Genomic DNA, 24,041 nt, shown 5'->3' on the forward strand with positions numbered 1-24,041 from the left:
GTTTCCTCAGCTGGTCCAGAGACCACCGAGGTTCGCAATCAAAATAATGTGCAGCAAGATCGCACGACAGTGCAGGAATTCAGCGACTATGCCGCGCTCCTGCGCATTATCGCTACCTCGCGATAAGCTGTCTTATGCGCAGCTGCGCATAAGACCGCGAAGGCGCCGGCATAAGCATCGTAGATGCGCCGCTGCTCGGCGGTCAGCTCGTGCTCGACCAGCTCATATTCGACGCCGTCGAACGACAGCGATCGGGCGGTGTAGAGGCCGAGCGCGCGAAGGTCGCGGGCAAGCACCTCCATCGCCGCGACGCCGCCGGCCTCGATCGCCTCGACAAACTCGGCGCGGGTCGAGAAGGGAAAATCGTCGCCACCCCACAGACCGAGGCGCTGCGCGTAGGCAAGGTTCTGGACCGTGGTGGCGCCGGTGGCGGAGACATAGACGACGCGGGCATTGGGCAAGGCGTGCTGCAGGCGAAGCCCCGCGCGCCCTTGCTGCGAGGGCGTGACATCGCCCCGTTCTCCCTTGCCGCCGCCAGCGTTCTGCATCGCGTGCGCCTCGTCGAAAATGATCACTCCGTCGAAATCGGAGCCCAACCATTCGACGATCTGCTTGACCCGCGAAACCTTCTCGCCGCGGTCGTCGGAACGCAGCGTGGCATAGGTTGTAAATAGGACGCCTTCCGGCAGAGCGATCGGCTTGCCCCGCGGGAAGCGCGAGAGCGGCGTGACCAGCAGGCGCTCCATGCCGAGTGCGGACCAGTCGCGCTGCGCATCCTCAATCAGCTTGTCGGATTTGGAGATCCAGACCGCCTTGCGCCGGCCCTGCATCCAGTTGTCGAGCACGATGCTGGCCGACTCGCGCCCCTTTCCGACGCCGGTGCCGTCGCCGATGAAGAAGCCGCGGCGGAAGCGGACGACGCCGTTTGCATCATCGGCGGCGGCCGCCACGACATCGAAAGTGTCGTCGATGGTCCAGGAACCTGCGAGAAAATCGGAATGGGCTTCGCCCGCGAAGATCAGGGTTTCGAGCTGGGAGTCTGAGAGCGAGTCCATGATGGTCGCTGGCAGCGTCGGCCGATAGCTCGGCTTGGGCGGGGCGACCGAGGCCATGGCGGCGGATTGCACGAGCTTGGTGGGATGGGCCTGAGAGCCGGGAATACGGATCGTCTGCAATCCGTATTGCTCGTAGATCGCGTCGCTGAGGCGGGCGCCCTCGGCCGGGGTCCAGTCGACGGTCTCATAGGCGAGCGGCACGCCCTCGGGATCGGCGAGGCCCACGCGGGTCGCCGATGTCGCCGCGGTGCGCGCGAGATAGCCGCGAACGGTGCGCGGCGTGGCGCCGGTCGGCATGACCTGAACAGCAGGCGCGACAGCCAGGCGCGGCGGCACATGCTCGGCGATCCACGTCATCAGCGTGGCGATGTCGGGAGCGGTGCCGGGGGACGCCGGAAATGCGGATGGCTCGTCGGCCGGGATCTTGTCGATCACGGTCAGCCGGGTTTCGACGGTCGTGCCGTGCTTGGCATAGACTGAGCCATGGACGGCGGCGGTGAACACGACGCGGCCCCTCTCCTGCAGGCGGACGAAGGCGTCGCGCCAGGCCGGTATGTCGGGGCCGAAATTCGCGCCGGTGATCGCGACCAGGCGCCCGCCATCGGCGAGCCGCGCGAGCGCGGATGCGAGATGGCGATAGGCTGCGTCGGCGACACGCCCCTCGACATTGGCGAGGACCGAGAATGGCGGGTTCATCACCACGATTGTTGGGACGGTCGCCGGGTCGAGATGATCGTCGATCTGGGCTGCGTCGAAGCGGGTCACGGGAATGGCCGGAAAGAGGGAGGAGATGAGTGCGGCCCGGGTTTCGGCGAGTTCGTTGAGGACAAGCGTGCCGCCGGCGATCTCGGCGAGGATGGCGAGCAGGCCGGTGCCGGCCGATGGTTCGAGCACGCGATCGGCGGGTGTGATGGCGGCCGCAGTGATCGCGGCCAGGCCGAGCGGGATCGGCGTCGAGAATTGCTGGAAGGCCTGCGCCTCCTCGGAGCGGCGCGTGTGGGTGGGCAGAAGTCCCGCGATCTTGCCGAACAGAGGAACCGCCGCAGCCGGAGACCCGGCTTTGCGCAAAAGCGCCTTTCCGTATTTGCGGAGCATGAGGACGGTTGCGGCTTCGCAGGCGTCATAGGCGTCCTTCCAGTCCCAGGCGCCGGCAGTATCGGACGCGCCGAAGGCGGTCTCCATGGCGGTGCGCAAGACCGCGGCGTCGATGCGCTCGCCGCGCTCGATGTGAGGAAGGAGGAGAAGTGCCGCGGCATGGATGGCGGCAGCGTCGGTCGGCTGATCGGCGGCGGTCGGCAGCGCCGCCGCAAGGGTGTGAGCATTCATGGGAGACGTCCTCGGGAGAGCGGAGCGGGAAAGCCCGCCGGCGCTCTCTCTCGGACCGGACGGGCTCAAACCCGTCCCGGCCTTCCTCTCGCTCTCAAGGGGCGCGGCCCGGCCGCGCCATCAAGCGACAGACAATGGTCTCGATGATGTCAGGCACCATCGCCGCCATCGATCACCTCGGCGAGCCAACCGTTGGTATAGATCCACGCCACAGTTTCGCCGGTCGCGAGATCGAGGACATGCGCGCCGCCACCGAAGCCATCGAGACGCGGCCGGGAGCAGGTGTTGGCGTACTGAAAGCCCCATCGGCCGGTGAGGTGGAATTCGGCGGCGCAGCGTATGACGAACTGGATCAGCCGTTCGGGATCGCCGGTGACATCGTCGCGCATCCAGAGTTTGGAGCCGCCATGCTCGGGCTGGATGGACAGGAGGAAGCCATCGGACGGCGGTTCCTCGGATGCTCCGTCCTCGGACAGTTGGTTGTAGAGATCGAGCGCGCGGGCTGCGGTCTCGGGCGTGCCGACATCGAGCAGGCATGAGAAATGGGTGAAATAGTCGGCCATGAGGCCACTCCCGGAGAGCAGGGAACGGGAGAGCCGGCAGGCGCTCTCTCCTCCATGTCCGGCTCGCCACGTCCGGGCCAAACTCTCCCTCTCGATCGGCGCGCATGAAAAAAGCCCGACGCCCCCGAAGGGACGCCGGGCTCGTCAAGTCAGATGAGGACCGCCGTCACTCCGCGGCGGCGAGGTGCCGTTCCTCCTCATCATCGGTGTTGGTCTCCTCGTCATCGCCGTCGAGGAAGTCCGGCAACGCCTCGTCGCCCTCGCCAGAGTCCGCCTCGGTGCTTTCGGCATCGGCGCCGGAATTGCGCAGCGGTTCGGGCAGCCAGCCCGTCTCGGCGAGGAGACGTTCGGCTTCGGTCGCCATGTCGCCCTTCTTCAGATGTGCGATGAGTTGGGCGGCGCGCTCGCCGGCGCCTTCACGCACCGCTTCGAGGATGCGGGGCTTGGTGACGCGGCCGAGATAGTTGGCGACGGTCGGCCGCCACCCGGCTTCGGCCATGTCGAGCCCGACCGCCAGCGACAGGCGATCGGCTTCGGCGATGCGCTGTTCGACACTATGCGCCGAGACACGGCCACCGTAGCGATCGGCCCGCTCATAAAGCGCATTGACGCCGAACGAAGCGCAATGGGCGAAGAGTTCGGCCTGTTCGGGGCCAGTCAGTGCGGCCAGCCCATCCCAGAGATCAGCGACTTTGGCCGGGAGCCGTTTGCGCCAGCTATCGTGCCGGGCCTCGATCGCCTTGGCATAGACGCTGTCACGAAGCCCTTCGGGCTGCGAATGGAAGGTCGTGCCCCGCACGCTGACCTCCATCGCGAAGCCGTACTGGCTGCCGCCGTAGAACACGTCCTGGCAGAACTTGTGCAGGACGGCGACGAAGGCGACCGAGGGATCGGTGGCGAGCTTGTCGCGGAGCGCGAGGGTGCGATCGGCGGTCAGCTCCGTGATCAGTCGATCGGGGAGCGGCTTGATCGTGTCGTCCTCGTCCTCCTCCTCGGGCTCGGCAGGTTTGCCGCAGATGGTGATGACCGCGCGCTGGACCGAAGGCGACGCCGGATAGTCAGCGTCATCGTCGCCGCCATCCTGCTCTTCACCCTCGCCATCGCCCGCCTGGTTGGCGATCTCGTCCTCGGGTCGGACATAGCCGCGGTCGATCGACAGCGTGCCGTCGGCGTCCAGGCTGACGAAGACCCCGGCGATCGCGATGTCGGCGGGTTCGTAGTGGACCGGCCGCTCGTCGAAGCTGGCGAGCGCGGTTTCGATTTCGCCAAGGCGCTGATCGATCTCGTCCGGCAACTCGTCGGCGTTCTCATATTCGGCCTCCAGCTTGGCGCACTCGGCGTTGAGCGCCTCGATGGTCGCCTGTTCGTCAGCCGTCAGGTCGAGCGGCGTGCCCACGATCTCGCGCAGGCCGTGGGTGGCGCCATAGGGGAAGCTCATCGCCACCTCGATCCATTTCCAGCCTTCGCCGGCGATCGCTTCGGCGGAGGCTTTCAGCTTGTCGGCGACCAGGCGATCGAGCAGCGCAGGATCCTGCAGCCAGCCGCCGTCGTCATCCTGGAAGAGATCGCGCAGCACGCAGCCGCCGTTGGTTTCATAGGCATCGATGCCGACGAATACGGCCCGCTTGTCGGATGCGCGGACGGCGGTCTCGGTCAGCATGCGCCGGATCTGGTAGGGTTCCCTCTGCCAGCTATTGCGAACCGACTCCCAGACCTGCTCCTGACGCGCATGATCGTTGGTGACGGTGAAGGCCATGAGCTGTTCGAGCGTGATGCCGTCCTCGGCATAGATATCGAGCAATGACGGCGAGACGGCCGCGAGGCGAAGCCGCTGCTTCACGACCTGGACGGACGCGAAGAATGCAGCCGCAATCGCCTCCTCGGTCATGCCCTTCTCGCGCATCGCCTGGAACGCGCGGAACTGGTCGAGAGGATGCAGCGGGGCGCGTTCGATATTCTCGGCCAGCGACACCTCGTCGACGAGGATGTCGGCATTGGCGTCCGACACCACGCACGGCACCTTGGAGGTCTTGGTGAGGCGCTTCTGCTTGACGAGGAGCTGCAGCGCGCGGAAGCGACGCCCGCCCGCCGGCACTTCGTACATGCCGGTTTCCTGGCCGTCGGCATCGAGCACCGGCCGGACGTGGAGGGACTGGATGAGACCGCGCCGGGTGATCGACTCGGCCAGCTCGTCGATCGAGACGCCAGCCTTGACGCGGCGGACGTTCGACTGGCTCAGCACCAGCTTGTTGAAGGGGATGTCCTGCGCCGACGACAGGGTGATCTTCTGAATGGCAGTTGCCATGAGACTTACTCCGCGACGGGCGCCGAAAGCCTCTCTCTCGACCCTAAACCCGTCACGAAGCGAAGCACCGCCCTCTCACTCTAGGAGGGCAGCGACACCATCAAACGCCATCGGTAAGGTCACTGCCAGAACCGGCGATGATCCCGCGCCAGTCCTTCGTATTCGCCCATGACGGCTTGATGCCGCCCTAGAAATTCGAGCGCGGTTCGATGCCGAGGAAGCGGATCATGTTGTCGGGCGCGACGAAGTTGACACCCGAACCCAAGCTGCGGTCGCCTGTTGCGACGAGGCGGCGGAAAATCGCTACCTTGTCAGGATGCATGGGGGCGCCGCCCCACACAGCGTCCTGTACATATCGCGCGATGAAACCGGCGAGGACGTCGGCGACCTGAATGCCGATAGAATCGTGCGATCGCTGGAATTGCAGGTCGGCCGCCTGCGAGAATTCGAAGTCGGCCGTCTGCAGGGGCAATTTCACGCCAAGCTGCGCCAGGTCCTCTGCGAGCTTCTTGTTGTGCAGAAGAATGTCTCCGAACTGCAATTGCTCGTCGTGGAACAGCGTCACGCCGGAAACCTGCTTTCGCGCGAAGCGATTGATCCGGGCGTAGATGTTGGTGAACGATGTCAGGTTCGGCAGAACCCAGAGCAGCTTCCCGGCGGGATTCTTGTCGGGAATCGGTAATGCCCGCTCGACGGCCTTGGCTTTCGGCAGCTTGCGGAAGTCCTTCAAGCTGTCGCGCGCAAAACGGATGATCCCCGCCGCCACGTCAGTAGGCGGAACTCCGCTTCCCTGCGCCCACCGAATTATTTGCTTGTAAAGTTCGCGTATTTCCGCGTGGTCTCTGCTTTGGCAACATGCGGCAAAGGCGTGAGCCAGCTCGGGAGGTGCATATAGCGCCATGTAGTTCGCCATAACGCCCTTCATCCAAAGGGCGCCAGGTTGAGTGTCGCATTCCCCCACATAGGGCACCACCATTCGCTCGATGATGTTCACGACAACGAAGAAGTGCTTGTCGACAAGCTCGATAAAGATTGGGGCGCGGCGCGTCTCAAGGAGGTCCAGAAGATCAAAGATGAAGCGCGGCTTGTCATAAGCCTGTTTTGATTTGAGCTCCGACGACTGGATGCGGTGCGCCTTTTTTAGTGCGCCCAATTTATCGGTGAAGTCCTGGTCGAGCGTGCAGCCGAATGCAGCCAAGGCGAACATGCGCTGTTCGACGAAGTAGGAGTCGATTTTGACCGTGCTCAGGTCGCCGGTATTGCCGCTTTCATCGATGTAATATTCCGCAGGCGCCTGCTCTAGCATTCTGTATCCAGTCGCTCGTTTGGCGATTGTGCTCCATGCCGCACCACTGAATAGGTGACCTGGATCTGGGCCACAAGACAGCCCGGAAACAGTATGGCTAGGGGACGCAAAGCCGGAGACACGGACAACCGCATCTCCGGCATTGCGGGGATCAGGCGGCGCGATCGAGCAGCTTCTTGGCCTTGCCTTCGAGCTCGAGCCGCGCGTCCTGGTGGGGCTTGTCGCGCGCGACGGCGGTGATGCCCTGGACGAAATCGAAGATGCTTTCCGGCGGGCGGCCTTCCTCGGCCAGCACCGCGTCGATGATTTTGCCCGTCTCGGCTTTCGAGAAGCCGCGGCGGCGCAGGAATTCGGTGCGCTCTTCGTCCTTGTGCGCGACGATGCGTTCGCGCGCCGCCTTGATGCCGGTGATGAACGGCTGCGGTGAGGAGTCCGCGAAGCTGAGCAAGGCCGGCGCCGCCTCATGGGCGAAGCGCGAAGCGGCGTATTTGGAATGGCGGATGGAGATCTCCTCGAAATCTTCGACGCCCCACAAATTGCGATTCTGGCACACGGCCCTGAGATAGAAGGACGCGATACCAAGGGTCTTGGCGCCCACTTCGCTGTTCCAGGCATAGAAGCCCCTGAAATAGAGATCGGGCGATCCATCCGCGAGCTTGCCGGCTTCGATCGGATTCAGATCGTCGACGAGGAAAAGGAAGACGTCGCGATCGGAAGCGTAGAGCGTCGTGGTGTCCTTGGTGATGTCGACGCGCGGATTATAGACGCCGGTCGACCAGTCGAGGACACCGGGCACTTTCCAACGGGTGTCGCCGGTGCCGTTGCCGGCGATGCGCTGCACGGCTTCGACCAGCTCGTGGTCGTAGATCCGGCCGTAGTCGGGGCCGGTCACGGCGCGCAGCTCGACGCGGCCGTCGTCGGTCTCGAGGGTCTTGATCTGCTCGGCGCGGTGGGCGGTCAGCCCATATTGCAGGTTGATGCCGGCGAGCGCGGCGGGGAGCTGCCGCAGATAGGCGGCCGGCGCGCCGACCTGGCTCGCGAGCTGACCGAAACTCCAGTGCGTCGGAGCGATGGGCTTGTCGGCGCCTGGTAGGATCAGGGCAAGCCGTTCGGGATCGGTGCGGCTGGCTTCGACATGGATAAGCGCGGATTCGACAACGCGCGTTCGGCTGCGCTCGGTGCGCTCGCGGACGGTCCGGCCGAGTTCGGCGAGCGAGAGATAGCGCTCGTCGTCGGGTCGCGAGAACCACTCCGAGGAAACCCGACCGATGCGCTCGCCGCGGTTGATGTCCACCTTCCAGCCGCCACTCACGTCGCGCCGGGCATCGAGAACCTGCATGTTCATGGGATCAAACTCCATGACGGGCGCCGGAAGACTCTCTCCCGACCCTCAACCCGTCACGGAAATCCGGTCCACACTCTCACTCTAATGAGGGCGTTGCGGGGTCTCCCCGCAGAAGGGGTCGGCCGAGACCCTGGGCTCGGCCGCAGGGGAAGGCTTTCCCCTCCAGGCCCCCTCTCAATCGCTGGCCCTTCCAGTCGGTTTGGGGGAGATTGAAAACTGTCAGAAAACCGCATATATTTCTGACAGGAGAAGTGCCGTGCAACGACTGACCGAACAGATTCTGGCGCACACCGAGGGCTTGCCCGAGGGCGCTCCGATCGCGGCGAAGAGCCTGCTCCATCTCGGCAATCGCGCCGCGGTGGATCAAGCCTTGTCGCGACTGGCTGAACGTGGCCGGCTGATGCGTGCCGGGCGCGGCGTCTATCTGCGCCCGGTTTCGAGTCGGTTCGGCGTCCGCGCGCCCTCCGTCGAGAAGGCCGTCGAAGCCCTCGCGCTCCAGCGCGGCGAAACCATCGTGTCGAACGGTGCCGCGGCCGCTAACGCGCTCGGCCTCACGACACAGGTGCCGGTCCGGTCGGTCTATCTGACATCGGGCCGTAGCCGGACGATGAATCTGGGCCAGCAGGTCGTCGAGCTGCGGCATGCGCCGCGCTGGCAGTTGGCGCTGGCCGATCGGCCCGCCGGACAGGCGGTGCGAGCGCTCGCCTGGCTGGGGCCGGAAAAGGCAGAAGCCGCCTTGATGACGTTGAAGCGCAAGTTGCCGTCTTCCACGTTCGGCGAACTCGTCGCGGTCGCGCCCCAGCTACCGAGCTGGCTCGCCAGGACGGTCGGCAAAGTTGCATACGGCCGAAGGAGCCATTCTCAGGTGGGCGGCCTACCTATTTAGATTGTCCGAAATTTGTATATTTATTTCGGACAATCCACTTGGTTCGCGTCCGAAAAAGGACTACAATTTTCGGACATGAACACCGACTCGCCCGATCTGAAGAAAGCCATGCTCGAGCGCATCCGTGCGGATGCGCCACGCAAGGTCTGGACGCCCAGTGACTTCGTCGATCTCGCCTCGCGGGACGCGGTCGATAAGGCGTTGCAGCGGCTGACGAAGGTCGAAATCCTTAGGCGGATTGATCGTGGGCTCTACGATCAGCCTGGCTTCAACAAACTCACCCAGAAACCCAATCCGCCTGATCCGCGCTCAGTCATCGACGCCGTCGGGCGACGTGACCAAACCCGGATGCTTGTCGACGGCATGACCGCGGCGAACGATCTGGGCCTAACTGACGCCGTCCCCGCCAAAATCGTGGTGCACACCGACGCTCGGCGCCGCGCGATCAAGCTCGGCAACGTAACGATCACCTTCCGTCCAACCGCGGCCAGCAAGCTATTCTGGGCCGGACGACCAGCGATGCGCGTCGTCCAAGCGCTTCACTGGCTGCGCGATCTCCTGGTTCGTGAAGGAGAAAGTGATCAGGTTAGGCGCAAGCTCGCCAATCTTTTCGAAGATCCCACGGTGGGACCGCCCCTCAAAGCGGATCTCACTGCCGGTATGACAGCTCTTCCGACATGGATGTGGGTGTTTCTCAAGCCGCTCGTTGAAAGCGACGCCGGCGTTCGTCGTCGGCACGTCGATGATGATCGTGATGATGCTGATCATGATCGTCATCAACAAAGAACGGCGGACGATGCCGATGATCAGCGTCATGCTGCCGTCGCCCGGCCCAAGCGAAAGCCGCTCTCCCCGCAGAAGGCACAAACTGCCAAGCGCGGTGCAGCCCGGGCGGTGAAGACATGAATCCGGCTTTCGACGAGGTTCTCGCGGCCGGGTCGGACGCGATGTTGAGCGCCTTCGATACGACGGCGCTACGCCTCGGCACGGCGTCTCAGAATATCGAGAAGGACTTCTGGGTCTGCTGGACGCTGGATGCCTTGTTCAATGGCTTGAAAGAGGGCGGACCCCGCCTCCTCTTCAAAGGTGGAACCTCCCTGTCCAAAGGGTTTGGTTTGATCAATCGCTTCTCCGAAGACATTGATGTCACGGTGTTTCGGGACGACATCGGCGAGCCGGCGACCATCGAGGAGCTCGAAGCGCTGAGTAGCAAAAAGCGCCGGGCGCGCCTCGATGCGATCAAGGACGCCTGCCAAGCCTACATCAACGGCCCGCTGCGGGCTGAGTTGACGCAGATCCTGCAGGACCGGCTTCAGGCTGCCGGCCTCGATGCCGGCGCGGCCCGAGTGGAAGCCGATGACGCTGATCCCGACGGGCAGACGCTTCTGATCTGGTATCCCGCGGCGACGCCGCGATCGGATTATGTGCGGGCAGCGATCAAGATCGAGTCGGGCGCGAAATCCGCGCTCGATCCGAACAGCGAAGTGCCGATCAAACCCTATGTCGATGATGATCTGCCGGCGCTCGACCTGACCGTGCCGGCCGTCCGCACGGTCGATCCGGAACGTACCTTCTGGGACAAGGTTGTCATCCTCCATGGGCTGCGGCGCTGGTTCGACAAGCGCGGCGAGCTGCGCGGGGGCGGCCAACGCGTTTCCCGTCACTATTATGACCTGCACCAGCTCGCCGCGGCCCGCGTCGGCGCCGCCGCCATCGCTGATCCGGCGCTCGGTGCGGATTGCGTCGCGCACGCCCGGATGTTCTTCAATCGACCGGACTTCGATCTCGCGAGCGCTGCGCCTGGCTCGTTTGCACTCGCCCCGCATGACGCGATGATCGAGCAACTGCGCGTCGACTACAGGGCCATGCAGGGCATGATCTTTGGCGATCCACCGGATTTCGAGGCGGTGCTCGACAGCATCGGCTCGCTCGAGACGCGTCTCAACAAGAAGGGCGATACGGGAGGCGGGGCCGCGCGATGAACCAGTTGGAGGGAGCTTTCGACACCGGGCAAAAGGCAGACGCGCGTGGCGCGGGCGAAGCGATCGTAACCCCGCTGCGCAAACGCCGCCTCAGCGGCGAACTCTACGAGCGCGACCCGAAGATAGAAGCCCTCATCGCCGAATTGGCAGTCCTGCCGCGTGATGGCTTGATCGCCAGGGCGGAAATCACCAAGCGCTCGGACCCGGGCTACGTCCCGAGCGAATGTCTCGTTTACTTCATTCGCGCGAGCCGTCGCGACAACAACGAGGTGTGGTTCGAGCGCCTCTATCGGATCTTGACCGAACGGGTGCTGCGCAGTTTGCCCAGGGCGGAAAGCTCCGATGGAAAGACGGAATCGCTGACGCGCGGGGTCGTGCGCGACAAGGTGTTCGGCCGGTTCGTCGAGCTCTTTTCGGCGGACCGCGCCGCCTACGACGAAAAGGTCGACTACTTCGAGGTGCGCTTCGATGGCGCGCTAGCGAGCCTGCGGCGCGATGCGCAGGAAAAGGCCTGGCGCGACGAAAACCGTTCCCAGCCCCTCGAATATGACGAGGAGAGCGGAGAACTGTCACCGGAGGTCGAGGCGGCCGCAGGGACCCACGATCCCTTCGCCGTGTCGGATTTCGACGACCCGTCTTACCGGTCGCGCCTGGATGCAGCGATTGAAGCTCTACCGACAGAACAAAGCAGGATCATTCACATGTTGAGACAGGGCTTCCCCATCGACTCCAAGGAGCCGGACGTCATGACCATCGCCAAGGCTTTGGGCCGCTCCGAAAAGACCGTCCGAACCTACCGCGACAAGGCCTTCGCCGCCCTGCGAGCTGCCATGGCCGACGGAGACGAGCGGTGAGCCCCGGCGGCGGACGTCCATCCCGCGAGGCCGTGCTCGACGCGTTCGCGGTCGAGAGCGAGCCTGGCCGGTCGACCTTGGAACGCTATCTGCGGCTATACCCGGAATATGCCGGGGAGCTCATCGACCTCTCGCGCGAACTCAGCCGCGAGGCTTATGAAGATGCCGCACCCCTCTCTGCTACCGATCGGGCGCTGATCGACGCTGCCTGGTCGCAACACGCGAAGGTTATGCCGGCGGCAGCAGCCGACCCTTTCGCGGCGCTGACGGTCGATGACTGGCGCGCCGTCGCGCAGCGTCTGGACGTGCCCCGGCAGGTCGTGACCGCACTGCGCGAACGGCGGGTCTCTCTCGTCAGTATCCCGCGACGCTTCCTGGCGATATTGGCGGATGCGATGCGCAGCTCTGTCGCACAGTTGGAGTCGTCCTGGGGGCCAGCGCACCTGATTGTCGCGCGCAGCTATAAGGCCGACAGCAAACCGGTGGCCGGCGAGCAGGTCACCTTCGAGCAAGTGCTGATCGATGCCGGCGTCCCGGCCGAGAAGCGCGCCCGGCTGTTGGCGGAGGCGGACTGACATGGACAGTGTGGAGCTCGCCAGGCAAGTCGCCGCCGAGCTTCACGCTCGCCTCGTTGCATCCGGCGCCGATCCCTGGTCGCCCTATGACTTTGCTGTCGCCGAGGCCAAGCGGCGGGGGATTGATGTCGAACGGACTGCCGCCGGCGCAGCCGTCCTCAATGGCGGCCGCGCGACTTTCGTCGCCGCCGACGATCTGATTCTTCACGAGAATATGGGCTCTCCGTTCGAGCAAGCTTTCCTCGTGGCGCATGAGATCGGCCATGTCGAGCTGGGCGACGATCCTGGTGGCGAAGCGGCGCCGATGATTGATCCGGCACGCCCGGCCGAGCCCTCACCAGTCGGAATGGATCGGGTTGTCGATTATGGACGCCGGCAACGCCGCGAAGTCCAGATGGACCTGTTCGCGCGCGAACTGCTGCTTCCGCGCACCGTCGCGCGGGCGCTCCATGTCGACCAAGGGCTCGCCGCGTCCGCCATCGCCGCGAAGCTCGGCGCGCCGTTCGAGGTCGTCGCGCAGCAGTTGTTCGATGCTTTGCTGCTGCCGCCCGTGCCTCCCGCCGCGACTGCGGCGCATGTCGAACGGCCGCTCAATCCGCTGCAAGCGGCCGCTGCGGCGCATCGCGGCGAAGCCTATCTGCTTGAGGCGGGGCCTGGCACCGGCAAGACGCAGACGCTGATCGCGCGCGTCGAGGGCCTTCTAGGCGAGGGCGTCGATCCACGGCGCATACTGCTGTTGACCTTTTCGAACAAGGCAGCGGGCGAGATGGCCGAGCGGATCGCGCGCAAGCGGCCCGAGGCTGCGGCCGCGATGTGGATCGGCACGTTCCATGCCTTCGGCCTCGATATCATCCGTCGTTTCCATGCGGAGCTCGGCCTGCCGAAGGACCCGCGGATGATGGACCGGACCGAAGCGGTCGAACTCCTCGAGGGGGAGTTCCCGCGGCTTAGGCTCGCGTACTACCGCAATCTTTACGATCCGACCCAGATCATTGCCGACATGTTGGCCGCCGTATCGCGGGCGAAGGATGAGGTGGTCGACGCCGAAACCTACGCCGCGCTCGCCGACGCCATGCAGGCGAAAGCCCAGGACTCGGATGCGCGCGAGGCGGCGGAACGCGCCGGCGAGGTTGCCCGCGTCTACGCGGCCTACGAACAGCTCAAGCGCAACGCGCATTGCATCGACTTCGGCGATCTTGTCGCCTTGCCGGTGCAACTGCTCGAAAAGGAGGCGGCCATCTGCGCGGCGCTGCAGGCGCAATATGATCATGTCCTGGTGGATGAGTATCAGGACGTGAACCGCAGCAGCGTGCGGCTGCTGAGCGCACTGCGGCCCGACGGCCGCAATCTCTGGATGGTCGGCGACGCCAAGCAGTCGATCTACCGGTTTCGCGGTGCCTCATCCTTCAACATAACCCGGTTCGGCAAGGAGGACTTCGCCGGTGGCAATCGCGGTCGATTGAAGCGTAATTATCGTTCGGTGCCGGAGATTGTCGCCAGCTTCTCCAGTTTCGCGATCACGATGCGCGCCGGCGATGCGGATAGTGGCCTCGACGCGGACCGCGACGCCAATGGACATAGGCCCGAGTTGCGCACGGTCCAGCGCGCCGAGCAGCAGCAGGTCGCCCTGGCCGACGCTATCGAGGAGCTGCGGCGTGACGGCTACGCCTATCGTGACCAGGCGGTCCTGTGCACCGGCAACGAAAAGCTGTCGACGATCGGGCAGGACCTGGAACGGCTCGGCGTGCCGGTCCTCTTCCTGGGAAGTCTGTTCGAGCGGGGTGAGGTCAAGGATCTCCTGGCTCTCCTCTCGATCCTGGTCGATCGGCGCGCCATGGGCCTGGTGCGCATTGCCTGCTGGCGAGACTTCGCCACCTCCTTTGCCGATGTGGTCGCGGTCTTCGACCATCTGCGGGCGGCCGAGCACGCGCCGGCGGGCTGGCTGCGGCATGGCGAGGCGATCCCCGGTTTGAGCGACAGGGGGCGGCAGACCGTTGCCAAGCTCGCGACTGCGCTCGATGGTTTCGATCAGACGGCCTCGCCCTGGACCGTGCTCGCGACGCTGTTGCTCGATCGCACACGCATCGCCGCGCGCCTGGGCGCGTCGGAGGATCTCGCCGACCGCACACGGGGCATCGCGATCTGGCAATTCCTCAACTTTGTGCGGGTACAACCGGCCGGACGCGGGCTGCCCATCACGCGCCTGCTCGATCGTGTGCGCAGGCTCGTGCGGCTCGGCGACGACCGCGACCTGCGCCAATTGCCGGCGGCCGCCCAGCATCTCGACGCCGTGCGGCTGATGACCATCCATGGCGCCAAGGGCCTAGAGTTCGGTGGCGTCCATATTCCTGGGCTTAACAGCGACACGATCCCACGCACGCCGCCGGCGCCGCCCTGTCCGGCGCCCGACGGGATGATCGCGGGGGCGGAGGGCAGTGCGCTGGAGGCGTTCCGCGCAGGTCAGGCCGAGGAGCAGGAGTGCCTATTTTACGTGGCGCAGTCGCGCGCCCGCGATCGCCTGATCCTTTATGCGCCGACCGAGAAGAGTAACGGCCACAACCGACCGCTTTCGCCATTCCTCGACCGTCTCGGGGCGACCTTAACACGCCGTTCGCTCGTGCCGGCACGGCCGCTTCCCGTGGCCGCGGAAGCTCGGGATATCGATTTGGTGGTCGACGGACGGCTGCGGTTAGGCGCCCCGCAGATCGCTCTTTATGAATCCTGCCCGCGTCGCTTCTTCTACACGCATGTCCTGCAGGTCGGCGGCCGGCGAACCGCGACCGCCTTCATGCATCTGCATGAGGCGGTTCGCGTGGTGGTCGAGGCGGTGATCGCGTCGGATGGACCCGTGTCCGAGCAGGCGCTGCAAGATCGCATCGATGCGGCGCTCGCCGGCGAGGGGCTCGGCGAGCACGGCTATCGCGCGGAATTCCGCGATCTGGCGCTGGCAATGCTGCGCTTCTTCCTGGCGAACCGCGCCGAAGCAGTCCCCGAAGCGCCGGTCGCGCTCAGCCTCAGTTTCGGCGGCGAGGAGATCATCGTTCGGCCGGACGAGGTGCTGGTGCGGCCGGACGGCATCCGCGCCGTGCGCCGCATTCGCACGGGTCACATGCGGTCGGCCGAGGGCAAGGATGTCGGCGCGGCGGCGCTGATGCTGGCGGTCAGGCAGTCCTTTCCCGGCGCGGTCGCAGAGCTCGTCCATCTTTCCGACGGCGAGGCACATGCGCTTGCCTTGTCCGATCGGGAGCTGAAGGGGCGCAAGGACAAGCTCGCAAAGTTTCTCGGCGACATCCGCGCCGGACGGTTTCCGGCCGAGGTTTCGTCGCGCACCTGCCCGAACTGCCCGGCCTTCTTCATCTGCGGGCAGACCCCCGACGGCCCCTTGCAAAAAAAGTTCGTCTGACCTTACCGGTCGGCCTCCCTCGCTCCGATTGGACCCTTAGAGCCGCGGCGCTGCCTCGGCCGAACCTAAGGACCCAATCTTATGAACACCGAAGAACTTCTTGATTACGACGATCTCGGCAACGCCCTGCGCGAAGGCCGGGCGTTGCGTCCGGCGCGGGGGTATCGCTTTCTCCTCGCGCAGGGCGATCTCAACTTCCAGTCCCGTGTGGTGAGCGATCCCGTGCCGCTCGGCCGCCAGTTGCTGGAAGCCGCGGCACTCGACCCGCGGGACGGTTACAGCCTCATCGCGATCCTGCCCTCGGGCGATTTCGAGGATGTGAGGCTCAACGAGCCGTTCGACCTGCGTGAGCGCGGCGCCGAGCGGTTCATCGCCTTCCAGACCGACCGCGACTTCAAGCTGACCCTCAACGACCACGAGCTGCTCTGGGGCAAGCCGGTCATCAGCGGCACGGTGCTCTACGGCCTCGCCAAGCCCGGCGAGGGGGAGGCCGTCTTCCTCGAGGTTCCCGGCGGTGAAGATCGCCTGATCGAGCATGGCGAGCTGATCGATCTGGTCCAGCCCGGCATCGAGCGGTTCATCACCGCGCGGCTGACGTTCGAGATCATCGTCAATTCGCGGCCGCGCACGGTGAACGCCCGCACGGTGACGTTCGAACAGATCGTCCAGCTCGCCTTCCCGGGCCAGCACGAACCCAACGTCGTCTTCTCGATGACCTATCGGCACGCGGCGTCGACGCCGCCCGCCGGTGAGCTCGGGGTTGGCGGCTCCGTCGACGTCAAGAAGAAGGGCACGGTGTTCAATGTCACGCGCACTGTTCAGTCGTAATCCGGACCTCAAGCGGCTGCGGGACGAAGGCTACTTCGTCCAGCAGCAGGGCGGGTATCTCGTTATGCGCGAGGTGCCGTATGTCGATGCGCGCCGGGAGGTGCGCATCGGCACCCTCATCTCCAGCCTCACGCTGGCCGGAGATCAGACGCGCCCGCCCGACACCCATGTCATCCACTGGGACGGCGATTTCCCGTGCCACGCCGACGGCAGGCCCATCCAGGGCATCTCGCATGCGGCCGGCGCCTTCGATCTCGGCCACGGCCTGAAGGCGACGCACAGCTTCTCCAGCAAGCCAGACGGCGGCTACTCGGACTACCACCACAAGATGACGAGCTACGCGAATATCCTCGCGGGCCCGGCCGCAGTGCTGAAGTCCGGCGCGACGCCTCGCACCTTCCGCGAACCGGAAGAGGAGGAGGACAGCGTCTTCAACTATGTCGAGACCGCCTCCGACCGTGTCGGGATCGGCGTCCTGACCGAGCGACTCGTCAACGAGCGGGTCGCCATCATCGGCGTCGGGGGGACCGGCGGCTACATCCTGGATTTCGTCGCCAAGACGCCTGTCCGGGAAATCCGGCTGTTCGACAGCGACGAGTTCCTGACCCATAACGCGTTTCGCGCGCCGGGCGCTCCGAGCCTGGAGGAATTGCGGGAAGCGCCCAAGAAGGTCGAATACCTGAAGCGCATCTACAGCCGGATGCACCGGAACATCGTGGCGCACGATGTCGCGCTCGGCGTCGACAACATTCACCTTCTCGACGGCGTCACCTTCGCGTTCCTGTCCCTCGATGCGGGTGACGCTAAGCGGCTGATCGTAGAGAAGCTCGAGGCGATCGGCGCCGCGTTCGTCGATGTTGGCATGGGGCTCGAGCTCGACGAGGGGTCGCTGGGCGGCATCCTGCGCGTCACCGCCAGTACGCCGGAGAAGCGCGATCACGCGCGGCAGCGCATTTCCTTCGTCGGCGGCGGCGCCAAGGACATCTACGCCTCCAACATCCAGGTCGCGGATCTCAACGCCCTGAATGCTGTCCTCGCGGTCGTCAAGTGGAAGAAGATTCGCGGCTTCTACCGCGACCTCGAGCGCGAGCATCACTGCACCTACACCACCGACGGCAACATGCTGATCAACGGGGATCTCGCGTGATACGGCACAAGCGACTCGAACATCGTTTCGTCGAACACATCCCTGAGCGCCTTGAGGCAGGCATTCTCTATGTTTCGATGGAATATGCCACATCAGCCCACAGCTGCTGCTGCGGTTGCGGCGAGGAGGTCGTCGCCCCCTTCACGCCGACGGACTGGAAGATGACGTTCGATGGCGAGACCGTCTCCCTTCGGCCGTCGATCGGCAATTGGACGCTGAAATGCCGGTCACACTATGTGATCGACCGCAGCAAGGTGATCGAGGCCGGCCCCTGGAGTGACGAGCAGGTCGAAGCCGAGCGTCGTCGTGACCGCGCTGCCAAAGCGCGCTTCTACGGGCAGACGCCAGCGATCGAACTTGCCGTTCAGCCCGCTCCCGTCAAGGCGGCTCCCGGCTTCTGGCGCCGCGCCTGGCGTTGGCTATCTGGCAGATCGTGACGATAGGCCCGACGGCAGGTTGCCGTCGGGCTATCCCGCTTCGGAACGCAGCGCAGCCCTAAGAGACAAATCAAGAACATCTATCAGGAGCTTACACGGTCTTCGCCGAAATCCTTGTGCAAGGAATGACCGACACACCATATATTGATGTTAGGCATGGGGCGATCTCCTAGCACGTGCGCGTCTCCACTCATGGTGGTGGGGACGTGGGCGAGCTTCTTGCGACCTCCTCCGGTGCCTGGCGAGGACAGATAGGCATCGAGAAGGAGCGTGGAGAATGGATGCTACCGAATTCAAGCCCGGCGATCTTGTGCGGGTGAAGTCAGGCGGGCCGATCATGACGGTCGAGCAGGTCGGGAAGACGGCCATGCTGGAGGAGGATGCCGTCTGGTGTGTCTGGTTCGAGAAGGTGGGCAACAAGCAGGTCGCGCGGAAAGACACGTTCGCGCCGGTCGTGCTGGAGAAGGCTGAGAAGCCACGAGCCGCGTTCTCCGTCGGCGTCGTTCGGGCGTAGCGTGGTGCCTCATGCCGTTTCGCGGCCTGTTCATCGGCATCGACCGTTATAGCTCGACCGGCATTGATGAGCTGACCTGCGCGCGTCGCGACGCGACGGCGCTGGAGGCACTGTTCTTCGACACGCTGGGCGGCAGCACAGTCTTGCTGGCAGATGCGGAGGCCACGCGGCAGCGGATTGAGGACGCATTTGCCGACCTGGCCGGCTGCGGCCCCGAGGATACGGTGGTGATCGCGTTCTCCGGCCATGGGTCGGAGACACATGAGCTCGTCACCCACGACGCGAATCCAGATGATCTCGCCGGCTCCGCGATCCCGCTCGAGCTGTTGCAGGAATGGTTCTCGCGGATACCGGCAAAGCGCCTGATCCTGTTCCTCGACTGTTGTTTTTCCGGCGGCATTGGGGCGAAGGTTCTGCACGTCGATGCGAAGCCGCGCAGCCTTTTGTCCGCCGAAGCGCGCCTGGCTCAGCTTGGCGGCGCTGGTCGGATCATCTTCACCGCCTCCGCGGCGACCGAGCCCGCCTATGAGCACCGCCGGTTCGGGCACGGCTTTCTGACCCACTTTCTGCTTGAGGCGCTATGTGGCGCCGAGGAAGTCGTGAGCGGCGGCAAGCTCTCGCTCTACCGCCTCCTCGAGCATGTCACGAGCCGCGTCCGGGCGGCCGCGCTGCAGGGCGGCAAAGAGCAGAACCCGACCATGCGCGGGAGCATCGACGGCGATGTCGCGTGGCCCGTGTTCGTGCCGGGCGCTAAGTATCGGGCGGCCTTCCCGGCGCGTCTGCCTGCCAAGGTGACGTCCGATCTTGCCAGCCTCTCGTCGGCCGGTTTCCCCGACGCGCTTGTCACCGCCTGGGCTGGAGCGATCCCGTCCTTGAATGCGCTTCAGATCTCCGCCATCACCGACTTCGGCGTGCTGGACGGCGAGAACCTGGTGGTGTCGGCCCCGACATCCTCGGGCAAGACGATGGTGGGCGAGCTCGCGGCGCTCCGGAACGTGCTGGATCGCAAACGGGCTTTGTTTCTGCTGCCGCTTAAGGCCCTTGTGGCAGACAAGCGGCGGCACTTCGAGAGCGTCTATGGCGGTTTCGGGGTCCGCACGGTGGAAGCGACGGGCGAGACGGACGACATCGCGCCTCTGCTGCGGGGCCAATACGATGTCGGTCTCCTGACCTATGAGAAGTTCGCCGCGATCGCGCTGACATTCCCTCATGTGCTGGCGCAGGTCGGCGCGATCGTGATCGACGAAGCGCAGATGATCGCCGACCGTGGCCGCGGCGCGAATCTGGAGTTCATTTTGACGCTCATCCGGATGCGCCGGCGTGAGGGGATCGAGCCCCAACTGATCGCGCTTTCGGCTGTGATCGGGGACACGAACGGCCTTGAGCAATGGCTCGGCGCGCGGCTCTTGCGGCGCACGGAGCGGCCCGTTCCGCTTGAGGAGGGCTTGTTGCTCGGCACCGGGCATTTCCGCTTTCTTGACCCGGAGAATGGCAATGAGCAGGTTGAGGGGCCGCTCGTTCGGCGTCTTGTCGGCGGCAAAGGATCCAGCCAGGATTGGATCATCCCGCTGGTGCGCAAGCTTGTCGCCGAAGGCCAGCAGGTGATCGTGTTTCGCGAAACCAAGGGCGAAGCCCGCGGCTGCGCCAACTATCTCGCAGAGTCGCTCGGATTGCCTCCGGCTGCCGAGGCGCTGACGCAGATGCCCGGCGGCGATCCCTCGCAGGCCAGCGCCGACTTGCGGAGCGCGCTGGGGCGCGGCGTCGCTTTCCACAACTCGGATCTCGACCGCGAAGAGCGGCGCGTCATCGAGGAAGAATTTCGCCGTAGCGGCTCGGGCCTGCGCGTCATCGCAGCCACGACGACGCTGGCGATGGGCGTGAACACGCCCGCGTCATCGGTCATCATCGCCGGCTTGAATCATCCCGGCGACGAGCCCTATTCGGTAGCCGAATACAAGAACCTAGTCGGTCGCGCGGGAAGGCTTGGCTTCGCCGAGAAGGGAGCTTCGTATCTGCTGGCGCTCGATCCGCGCGCCGAGCATGATCTGTGGTCGCGATACGTGACCGCGGAGCCGGAAGACTTGGTGTCCCGCTTCCTCGACGGTACAACCGACCCACGCTCCCTGATTATCCGCGTCCTAGTCGCGGCACAACGAGCGGCCGGCGAAGGCGTGCCGAGCGAGGAGATTGTCGAATTTCTGGAATCGAGCTTCGGCGCGTTCCAAGCCCGGCGCGCCCATAGCGCGTGGCAGTGGAGCCGGCCGGATCTGCTTTCGGCCCTAGCGGATTTGGAACGCCACGGCCTGGTGCAGAAGAACGCTACAGGCGCGTATGAATTGACCAAGCTGGGCCGTCTCGCTGGCGAAAGCGCGGCAGAGGTCGGGTCCATCGTCGCGCTCGTAGATTGCCTCGGCTCGCTTCAGCCCCAAGAAATCAGCGATCCCGTCCTGATTGCCGCAGCTCAAACGACGGTCGAGGTCGATCAACTCCTTTTTCCGATCAACCGAAAAAGCACGCAGAAAGAGCCTCAGCTATGGCCCAACGAGCTGCAGAGGCAGAATGTGCCGTGGCACGTCCTGAACGCGCTTCAGCGCGGGACAACAGAAGATCATCAGGCGACCCTGCGTGCGAAGAAGGCGGTCGCTTGTCTTTTGTTCGTGTCCGGTCGTGCCATGAGCGAGATCGAGCGCGTGCTGACGCAGTTCGGTGGTGCGTTTGGCGGCGCCGCCGGCCCCATACGCGCGGTCGCAGCGCGGACTTGCGATCTGATGCCGGTCGCGGCTCGCGTCGCCGAGATCCTGCACCCCACGCTCGATCTCGGTGACCGTGTGAGACGTCTGGCGATCCGGTTGACATATGGCGTGCCCAGCGCCGCCGTCGACCTCGCCCAATTCGCTGGAGCCGATTTGCTGCGGGGCGACTATTGCCGCTTGGCCGCCGCGCAGCTCTGTGAGCCCGAACAGATCGACGCCGCAACTGATGACCAAATTCTGGCATGCGTGGACAAGGACAGGCGCAAGCTTGCACTTGTCCGCGATGCGGCGAAGCGCGTTGCCAAGCGTCGGGCCGAAGCGGTGGCGCCTTCCGCCCCGATCCTTGAAGTATATGTGCCCTAAATTGCGCGCAACGGGGGCGTGAGGCGATTGCGTCAGATGCCCCCTCTGCGAGACGTTCCTGCCTCAGAAAGTCTCCAATGCTGGCGGAGCCAATGCGGCAGCGGGCGATCAAGCGGTCGAACGAGACAACGCGCCGCTACGGCTGCGCTCGGTGTGCAGGAGTGTCAGGATGGTCTGCCGGTTCGGAGCAAATGACCTGGTCGCCGATGGCGCCAAACCGAAGATCGTCGATTTCTTCAAAAAGCTTTTTCGACTGCATCGTGGGCGGCGATGAATTGCTCGCCGACCAGTGGCTGATCGCAAGCCTCAAGCTGCCAAGCGACGCTCCTCGTCCTCGGCTTCGTTCCCCGGCTCTCCAACCGCTTTGGTCAGGAAGAGGTCAAGCGCAGCTCGACGAGAATCACGATCCAATGCGTAGGCCGTCTGTTTGAATTCGATCCCCTCGAGTAGCCCTTGGATGTAACCGGAGATCGTGTCGGCGGCCATGATGAGCGCAGTGTCGAGCGTGTGAATGTATTTGCTCGTCACCGAGCCCTTGGAGTGGCCGACGAGCGCCGCGATGGTCACCTCGGTGAAACCGAGATCGTTGGCGATGCTGGCAAAGCTGTGACGCAGGACATGCGGGGTGACGCCGGCGAGCGGACTGTCGCTGAAAATCTGTTCCCAATGGTTCGGGAAGCTGCCGAACGCATGGTCCTCGCCCTGACCTGGGAAGACATAGGTGCCCGCTGCGGTCTTGCGCCGTTCCTCCAGATACTCGACGACGGGCAATCCGATTGGACGAATGGACTCACCTTCCTTGCTGTCCACCAGGCGCATGCAGCTCGCGTCGGTGTCAGCTTCGATCCACATTAGCGAGATCATTTCCGAGCGGCGGCAGCCGGTGAGCGCGATCTGCCGGATGATGTCCACGGTCATGGCGTATTTTTCGTTCGCCGCGGCATCGCGAAGCATTTGCCCGAGGGTGCGATACTCCGCCTCGGTCAGCCTACGATTCCGAACATTGTCCTTGGGCTTCTTGATGCCGTGCGCCGGATTGACCTCTATAATCCCAGCATCGACAGCGTAGGTGAGGATTCCGCCCAATAGGCCGACGGTGCGCGTGGCGGTGCCCGCGCCACCACGAACAATGGCCTTTCCTCGCAGCTTTTTCGTCTTGACGGCGACGCGCGTCTTGCCGGCCATGATGTCCTTCAAGACCTTGTTGATGTCGGCCTTGGTGAGATCCTTGACCCGGCGCGCGCCGATCAGCGGGATGATGTGCCGCTCGATACGGCCAGTGTCGGTGACGATGGTGGTGGGCTTTTTCGGTCGCCCGCCCTTACCCAGAATGAGGCCCGCGTTCAGATCAGCGGTATAGAGGGCGCAAAGCTCCTTGACCGTGATGGCCTTGTGATCGAGCTGACGTTCTTCGGAAGGGTTGTCGCCGCGCGCGACGCGCCCGAGTTGGACCTTCGCTTCTTGCCGGGCTGTCTCCGGCGTCCACACGCCATGCAGGCCGATGGTGTAGCGTCGCGTGCGTCCAACAGCGCGATATTGGATGAGGTAGCTGCGCTTGCCGGAGGCGAACACGCGGAGGCCGAAACCGGGCAGTTCGTCGTCCCAGATAAAATAGTCCTTCTCGCGAACATCGGCAGCGTCCACGATCCGCTTGGTCAGCTTTGCCATGAGGTGTTCCCCTCGCTAGTGAGGGGCTGCTTCCGCGGAAGCACCACGGAAGCAACCGGATGGATATCGGAGCGAAATTCTGGATAGACAGTTCGGCGCGGAAATACGAATTGTCTAGTATCTTCAGTTACATATCGCATTGTAGCGTGCCCTGTCGTGCATTTAGGATAGGCAGGCTAAATTGCTCCGAAGGCAAAGGCCAGAGGTTCGAATCCTCTTGGGTGCGCCATTTTTCAAATGGTGGCGAACAATCCTCCTTCCAGTCCGAGCAGATATTGCTTGGCCTGTAGACCACCTGCGAAGCCGGTAAGCGCTCCATTGGCGCCCACGACGCGGTGACAAGGCGCAATGATCGAAATCGGATTGCGTCCGTTCGCGGCGCCCACGGCGCGGCAGGCGGACGGCTTCCCGATCTGGATCGCAATGTCGGCATAGCTGCGCGTTTCCCCAAAAGGGATGGTCAGCAATGCCGCCCAGACACTCTTCTGGAAATCCGTGCCCTTGAAATCGAGCGGCAGGTCGAAGGCCTTCCGCCGCCCGGCGAAATATTCTCCCAATTGCCGAACGGCCTCATCCAGCACATCATGCTCGACGGCCTCCGCGCGCGGTTCCAGCCGGACGCGCATGGGATCGTCATTTTCCCAAAGGACCGCGGCCAGTCCCCTTTCATTCGCCACCAGCGTCAATTCGCCGACGGGCGACGCCATCGTCCGATATGCGTTGCTCATGCC

17 protein-coding genes and 1 pseudogene are annotated in these 24,041 nt (G+C 64.5%); 11 read left to right on the top strand and 7 right to left on the bottom strand.

Annotated features, from left to right (window positions below):
- Positions 1-149 precede the first annotated feature (149 nt).
- The 5 genes and pseudogenes from CAF53_RS00485 to CAF53_RS00505 form a co-directional block, all read right to left on the bottom strand.
- Positions 150-2,381: pseudogene (locus tag CAF53_RS00485) on the bottom strand (strawberry notch-like NTP hydrolase domain-containing protein); the annotation flags it as partial.
- 149 nt (positions 2,382-2,530) lie between these two features.
- The gene (locus tag CAF53_RS00490; protein WP_006022619.1) at positions 2,531-2,944 is read right to left on the bottom strand and encodes a hypothetical protein; all 414 of its coding nucleotides are present in this window, start codon (positions 2,942-2,944) and stop codon (positions 2,531-2,533) included.
- Positions 2,945-3,110: 166 nt separating this feature from the next.
- Positions 3,111-5,249 (bottom strand): ParB/RepB/Spo0J family partition protein, encoded by a 2,139-nt coding sequence (locus CAF53_RS00495; protein WP_006022620.1) that lies wholly within the window; start codon positions 5,247-5,249, stop codon positions 3,111-3,113.
- A gap of 187 nt (positions 5,250-5,436) precedes the next feature.
- Positions 5,437-6,555 carry a DUF3800 domain-containing protein gene (locus CAF53_RS00500; protein ID WP_006022621.1) on the bottom strand — a complete coding sequence of 373 codons (1,119 nt, stop codon included), beginning with the start codon at positions 6,553-6,555 and terminating at the stop codon, positions 5,437-5,439.
- A 151-nt stretch (positions 6,556-6,706) separates the two neighbouring features.
- Entirely contained in the window at positions 6,707-7,900 is a 1,194-nt protein-coding gene (locus CAF53_RS00505) for a hypothetical protein (RefSeq protein WP_024338475.1), read from the bottom strand.
- A gap of 256 nt (positions 7,901-8,156) precedes the next feature.
- Between CAF53_RS00505 and CAF53_RS00510 the strand changes: the two genes are divergently transcribed.
- The 11 genes from CAF53_RS00510 to CAF53_RS00560 all read left to right on the top strand — a co-directional run bounded on the left by CAF53_RS00510 (position 8,157) and on the right by CAF53_RS00560 (position 21,642).
- A complete protein-coding gene (locus CAF53_RS00510) occupies positions 8,157-8,786 on the top strand; it encodes a DUF6088 family protein (RefSeq protein WP_006023614.1) in 630 nt (209 codons plus the stop codon).
- Positions 8,787-8,861: 75 nt separating this feature from the next.
- The gene (locus tag CAF53_RS00515; protein WP_006023613.1) at positions 8,862-9,692 is read left to right on the top strand and encodes a DUF6088 family protein; all 831 of its coding nucleotides are present in this window, start codon (positions 8,862-8,864) and stop codon (positions 9,690-9,692) included.
- On the top strand, positions 9,689-10,768 hold the full coding sequence (locus CAF53_RS00520; protein WP_006023612.1) for a nucleotidyl transferase AbiEii/AbiGii toxin family protein: 1,080 nt from the start codon (positions 9,689-9,691) through the stop codon (positions 10,766-10,768). The genes CAF53_RS00515 and CAF53_RS00520 overlap by 4 nt, the downstream gene beginning before the upstream one ends.
- Entirely contained in the window at positions 10,765-11,622 is an 858-nt protein-coding gene (locus CAF53_RS00525) for a response regulator transcription factor (protein WP_006023611.1), read from the top strand. The genes CAF53_RS00520 and CAF53_RS00525 overlap by 4 nt, the downstream gene beginning before the upstream one ends.
- The gene (locus CAF53_RS00530; RefSeq protein ID WP_006023610.1) at positions 11,619-12,197 is read left to right on the top strand and encodes a hypothetical protein; all 579 of its coding nucleotides are present in this window, start codon (positions 11,619-11,621) and stop codon (positions 12,195-12,197) included. Before CAF53_RS00525 ends, CAF53_RS00530 begins: the two co-directional genes overlap by 4 nt.
- 1 nt (position 12,198) lies before the next feature.
- Positions 12,199-15,600 (top strand): UvrD-helicase domain-containing protein, encoded by a 3,402-nt coding sequence (locus tag CAF53_RS00535; RefSeq protein WP_006023609.1) that lies wholly within the window; start codon positions 12,199-12,201, stop codon positions 15,598-15,600.
- A gap of 81 nt (positions 15,601-15,681) precedes the next feature.
- Positions 15,682-16,428, top strand: a complete 747-nt coding sequence (locus CAF53_RS00540; RefSeq protein ID WP_006023608.1) for a multiubiquitin domain-containing protein — start codon at positions 15,682-15,684, stop codon at positions 16,426-16,428.
- A complete protein-coding gene (locus tag CAF53_RS00545) occupies positions 16,403-17,575 on the top strand; it encodes a ThiF family adenylyltransferase (RefSeq protein ID WP_006023607.1) in 1,173 nt (390 codons plus the stop codon). The genes CAF53_RS00540 and CAF53_RS00545 overlap by 26 nt, the downstream gene beginning before the upstream one ends.
- On the top strand, positions 17,572-18,012 hold the full coding sequence (locus CAF53_RS00550) for a DUF6527 family protein (RefSeq protein WP_006023606.1): 441 nt from the start codon (positions 17,572-17,574) through the stop codon (positions 18,010-18,012). The genes CAF53_RS00545 and CAF53_RS00550 overlap by 4 nt, the downstream gene beginning before the upstream one ends.
- Before the next feature lie 277 nt (positions 18,013-18,289).
- Positions 18,290-18,526 (top strand): DUF2158 domain-containing protein, encoded by a 237-nt coding sequence (locus tag CAF53_RS00555; protein ID WP_006023605.1) that lies wholly within the window; start codon positions 18,290-18,292, stop codon positions 18,524-18,526.
- An 11-nt stretch (positions 18,527-18,537) separates the two neighbouring features.
- The gene (locus tag CAF53_RS00560; protein WP_006023604.1) at positions 18,538-21,642 is read left to right on the top strand and encodes a DEAD/DEAH box helicase; all 3,105 of its coding nucleotides are present in this window, start codon (positions 18,538-18,540) and stop codon (positions 21,640-21,642) included.
- Positions 21,643-21,948: 306 nt separating this feature from the next.
- On the opposite strand, the gene CAF53_RS00570 is transcribed toward CAF53_RS00560, so the two are convergent.
- Positions 21,949-23,310, bottom strand: a complete 1,362-nt coding sequence (locus CAF53_RS00570; protein WP_006023603.1) for a site-specific integrase — start codon at positions 23,308-23,310, stop codon at positions 21,949-21,951.
- Positions 23,311-23,543: 233 nt separating this feature from the next.
- Positions 23,544-24,038: a methylated-DNA--[protein]-cysteine S-methyltransferase gene (locus tag CAF53_RS00575; protein WP_046763045.1), complete on the bottom strand. Its 495-nt coding sequence runs from the start codon at positions 24,036-24,038 to the stop codon at positions 23,544-23,546.
- Positions 24,039-24,041: the final 3 nt, after the last annotated feature.

It is taken from the genome of Sphingobium sp. LB126 (assembly GCF_002795205.1).
GTDB lineage: Bacteria > Pseudomonadota > Alphaproteobacteria > Sphingomonadales > Sphingomonadaceae > Sphingobium > Sphingobium chungbukense.

Bases quoted from the DNA above. Each gene is read 5' to 3' on its own strand.
- CAF53_RS00575 (WP_046763045.1), bottom strand. From the start codon at position 24,038: ATGAGCAACGCATATCGGACGATGGCGTCGCCCGTCGGCGAATTGACG.
- CAF53_RS00560 (WP_006023604.1), top strand. From the start codon at position 18,538: ATGCCGTTTCGCGGCCTGTTCATCGGCATCGACCGTTATAGCTCGACC.
- CAF53_RS00545 (WP_006023607.1), top strand. From the start codon at position 16,403: ATGTCACGCGCACTGTTCAGTCGTAATCCGGACCTCAAGCGGCTGCGG.
- CAF53_RS00500 (WP_006022621.1), bottom strand. From the start codon at position 6,555: ATGCTAGAGCAGGCGCCTGCGGAATATTACATCGATGAAAGCGGCAAT.
- CAF53_RS00570 (WP_006023603.1), bottom strand. From the start codon at position 23,310: ATGGCAAAGCTGACCAAGCGGATCGTGGACGCTGCCGATGTTCGCGAG.
- CAF53_RS00495 (WP_006022620.1), bottom strand. From the start codon at position 5,249: ATGGCAACTGCCATTCAGAAGATCACCCTGTCGTCGGCGCAGGACATC.
- CAF53_RS00525 (WP_006023611.1), top strand. From the start codon at position 10,765: ATGAACCAGTTGGAGGGAGCTTTCGACACCGGGCAAAAGGCAGACGCG.
- CAF53_RS00520 (WP_006023612.1), top strand. From the start codon at position 9,689: ATGAATCCGGCTTTCGACGAGGTTCTCGCGGCCGGGTCGGACGCGATG.
- CAF53_RS00515 (WP_006023613.1), top strand. From the start codon at position 8,862: ATGAACACCGACTCGCCCGATCTGAAGAAAGCCATGCTCGAGCGCATC.
- CAF53_RS00505 (WP_024338475.1), bottom strand. From the start codon at position 7,900: ATGAACATGCAGGTTCTCGATGCCCGGCGCGACGTGAGTGGCGGCTGG.
- CAF53_RS00555 (WP_006023605.1), top strand. From the start codon at position 18,290: ATGGATGCTACCGAATTCAAGCCCGGCGATCTTGTGCGGGTGAAGTCA.
- CAF53_RS00535 (WP_006023609.1), top strand. From the start codon at position 12,199: ATGGACAGTGTGGAGCTCGCCAGGCAAGTCGCCGCCGAGCTTCACGCT.
- CAF53_RS00540 (WP_006023608.1), top strand. From the start codon at position 15,682: ATGAACACCGAAGAACTTCTTGATTACGACGATCTCGGCAACGCCCTG.
- CAF53_RS00490 (WP_006022619.1), bottom strand. From the start codon at position 2,944: ATGGCCGACTATTTCACCCATTTCTCATGCCTGCTCGATGTCGGCACG.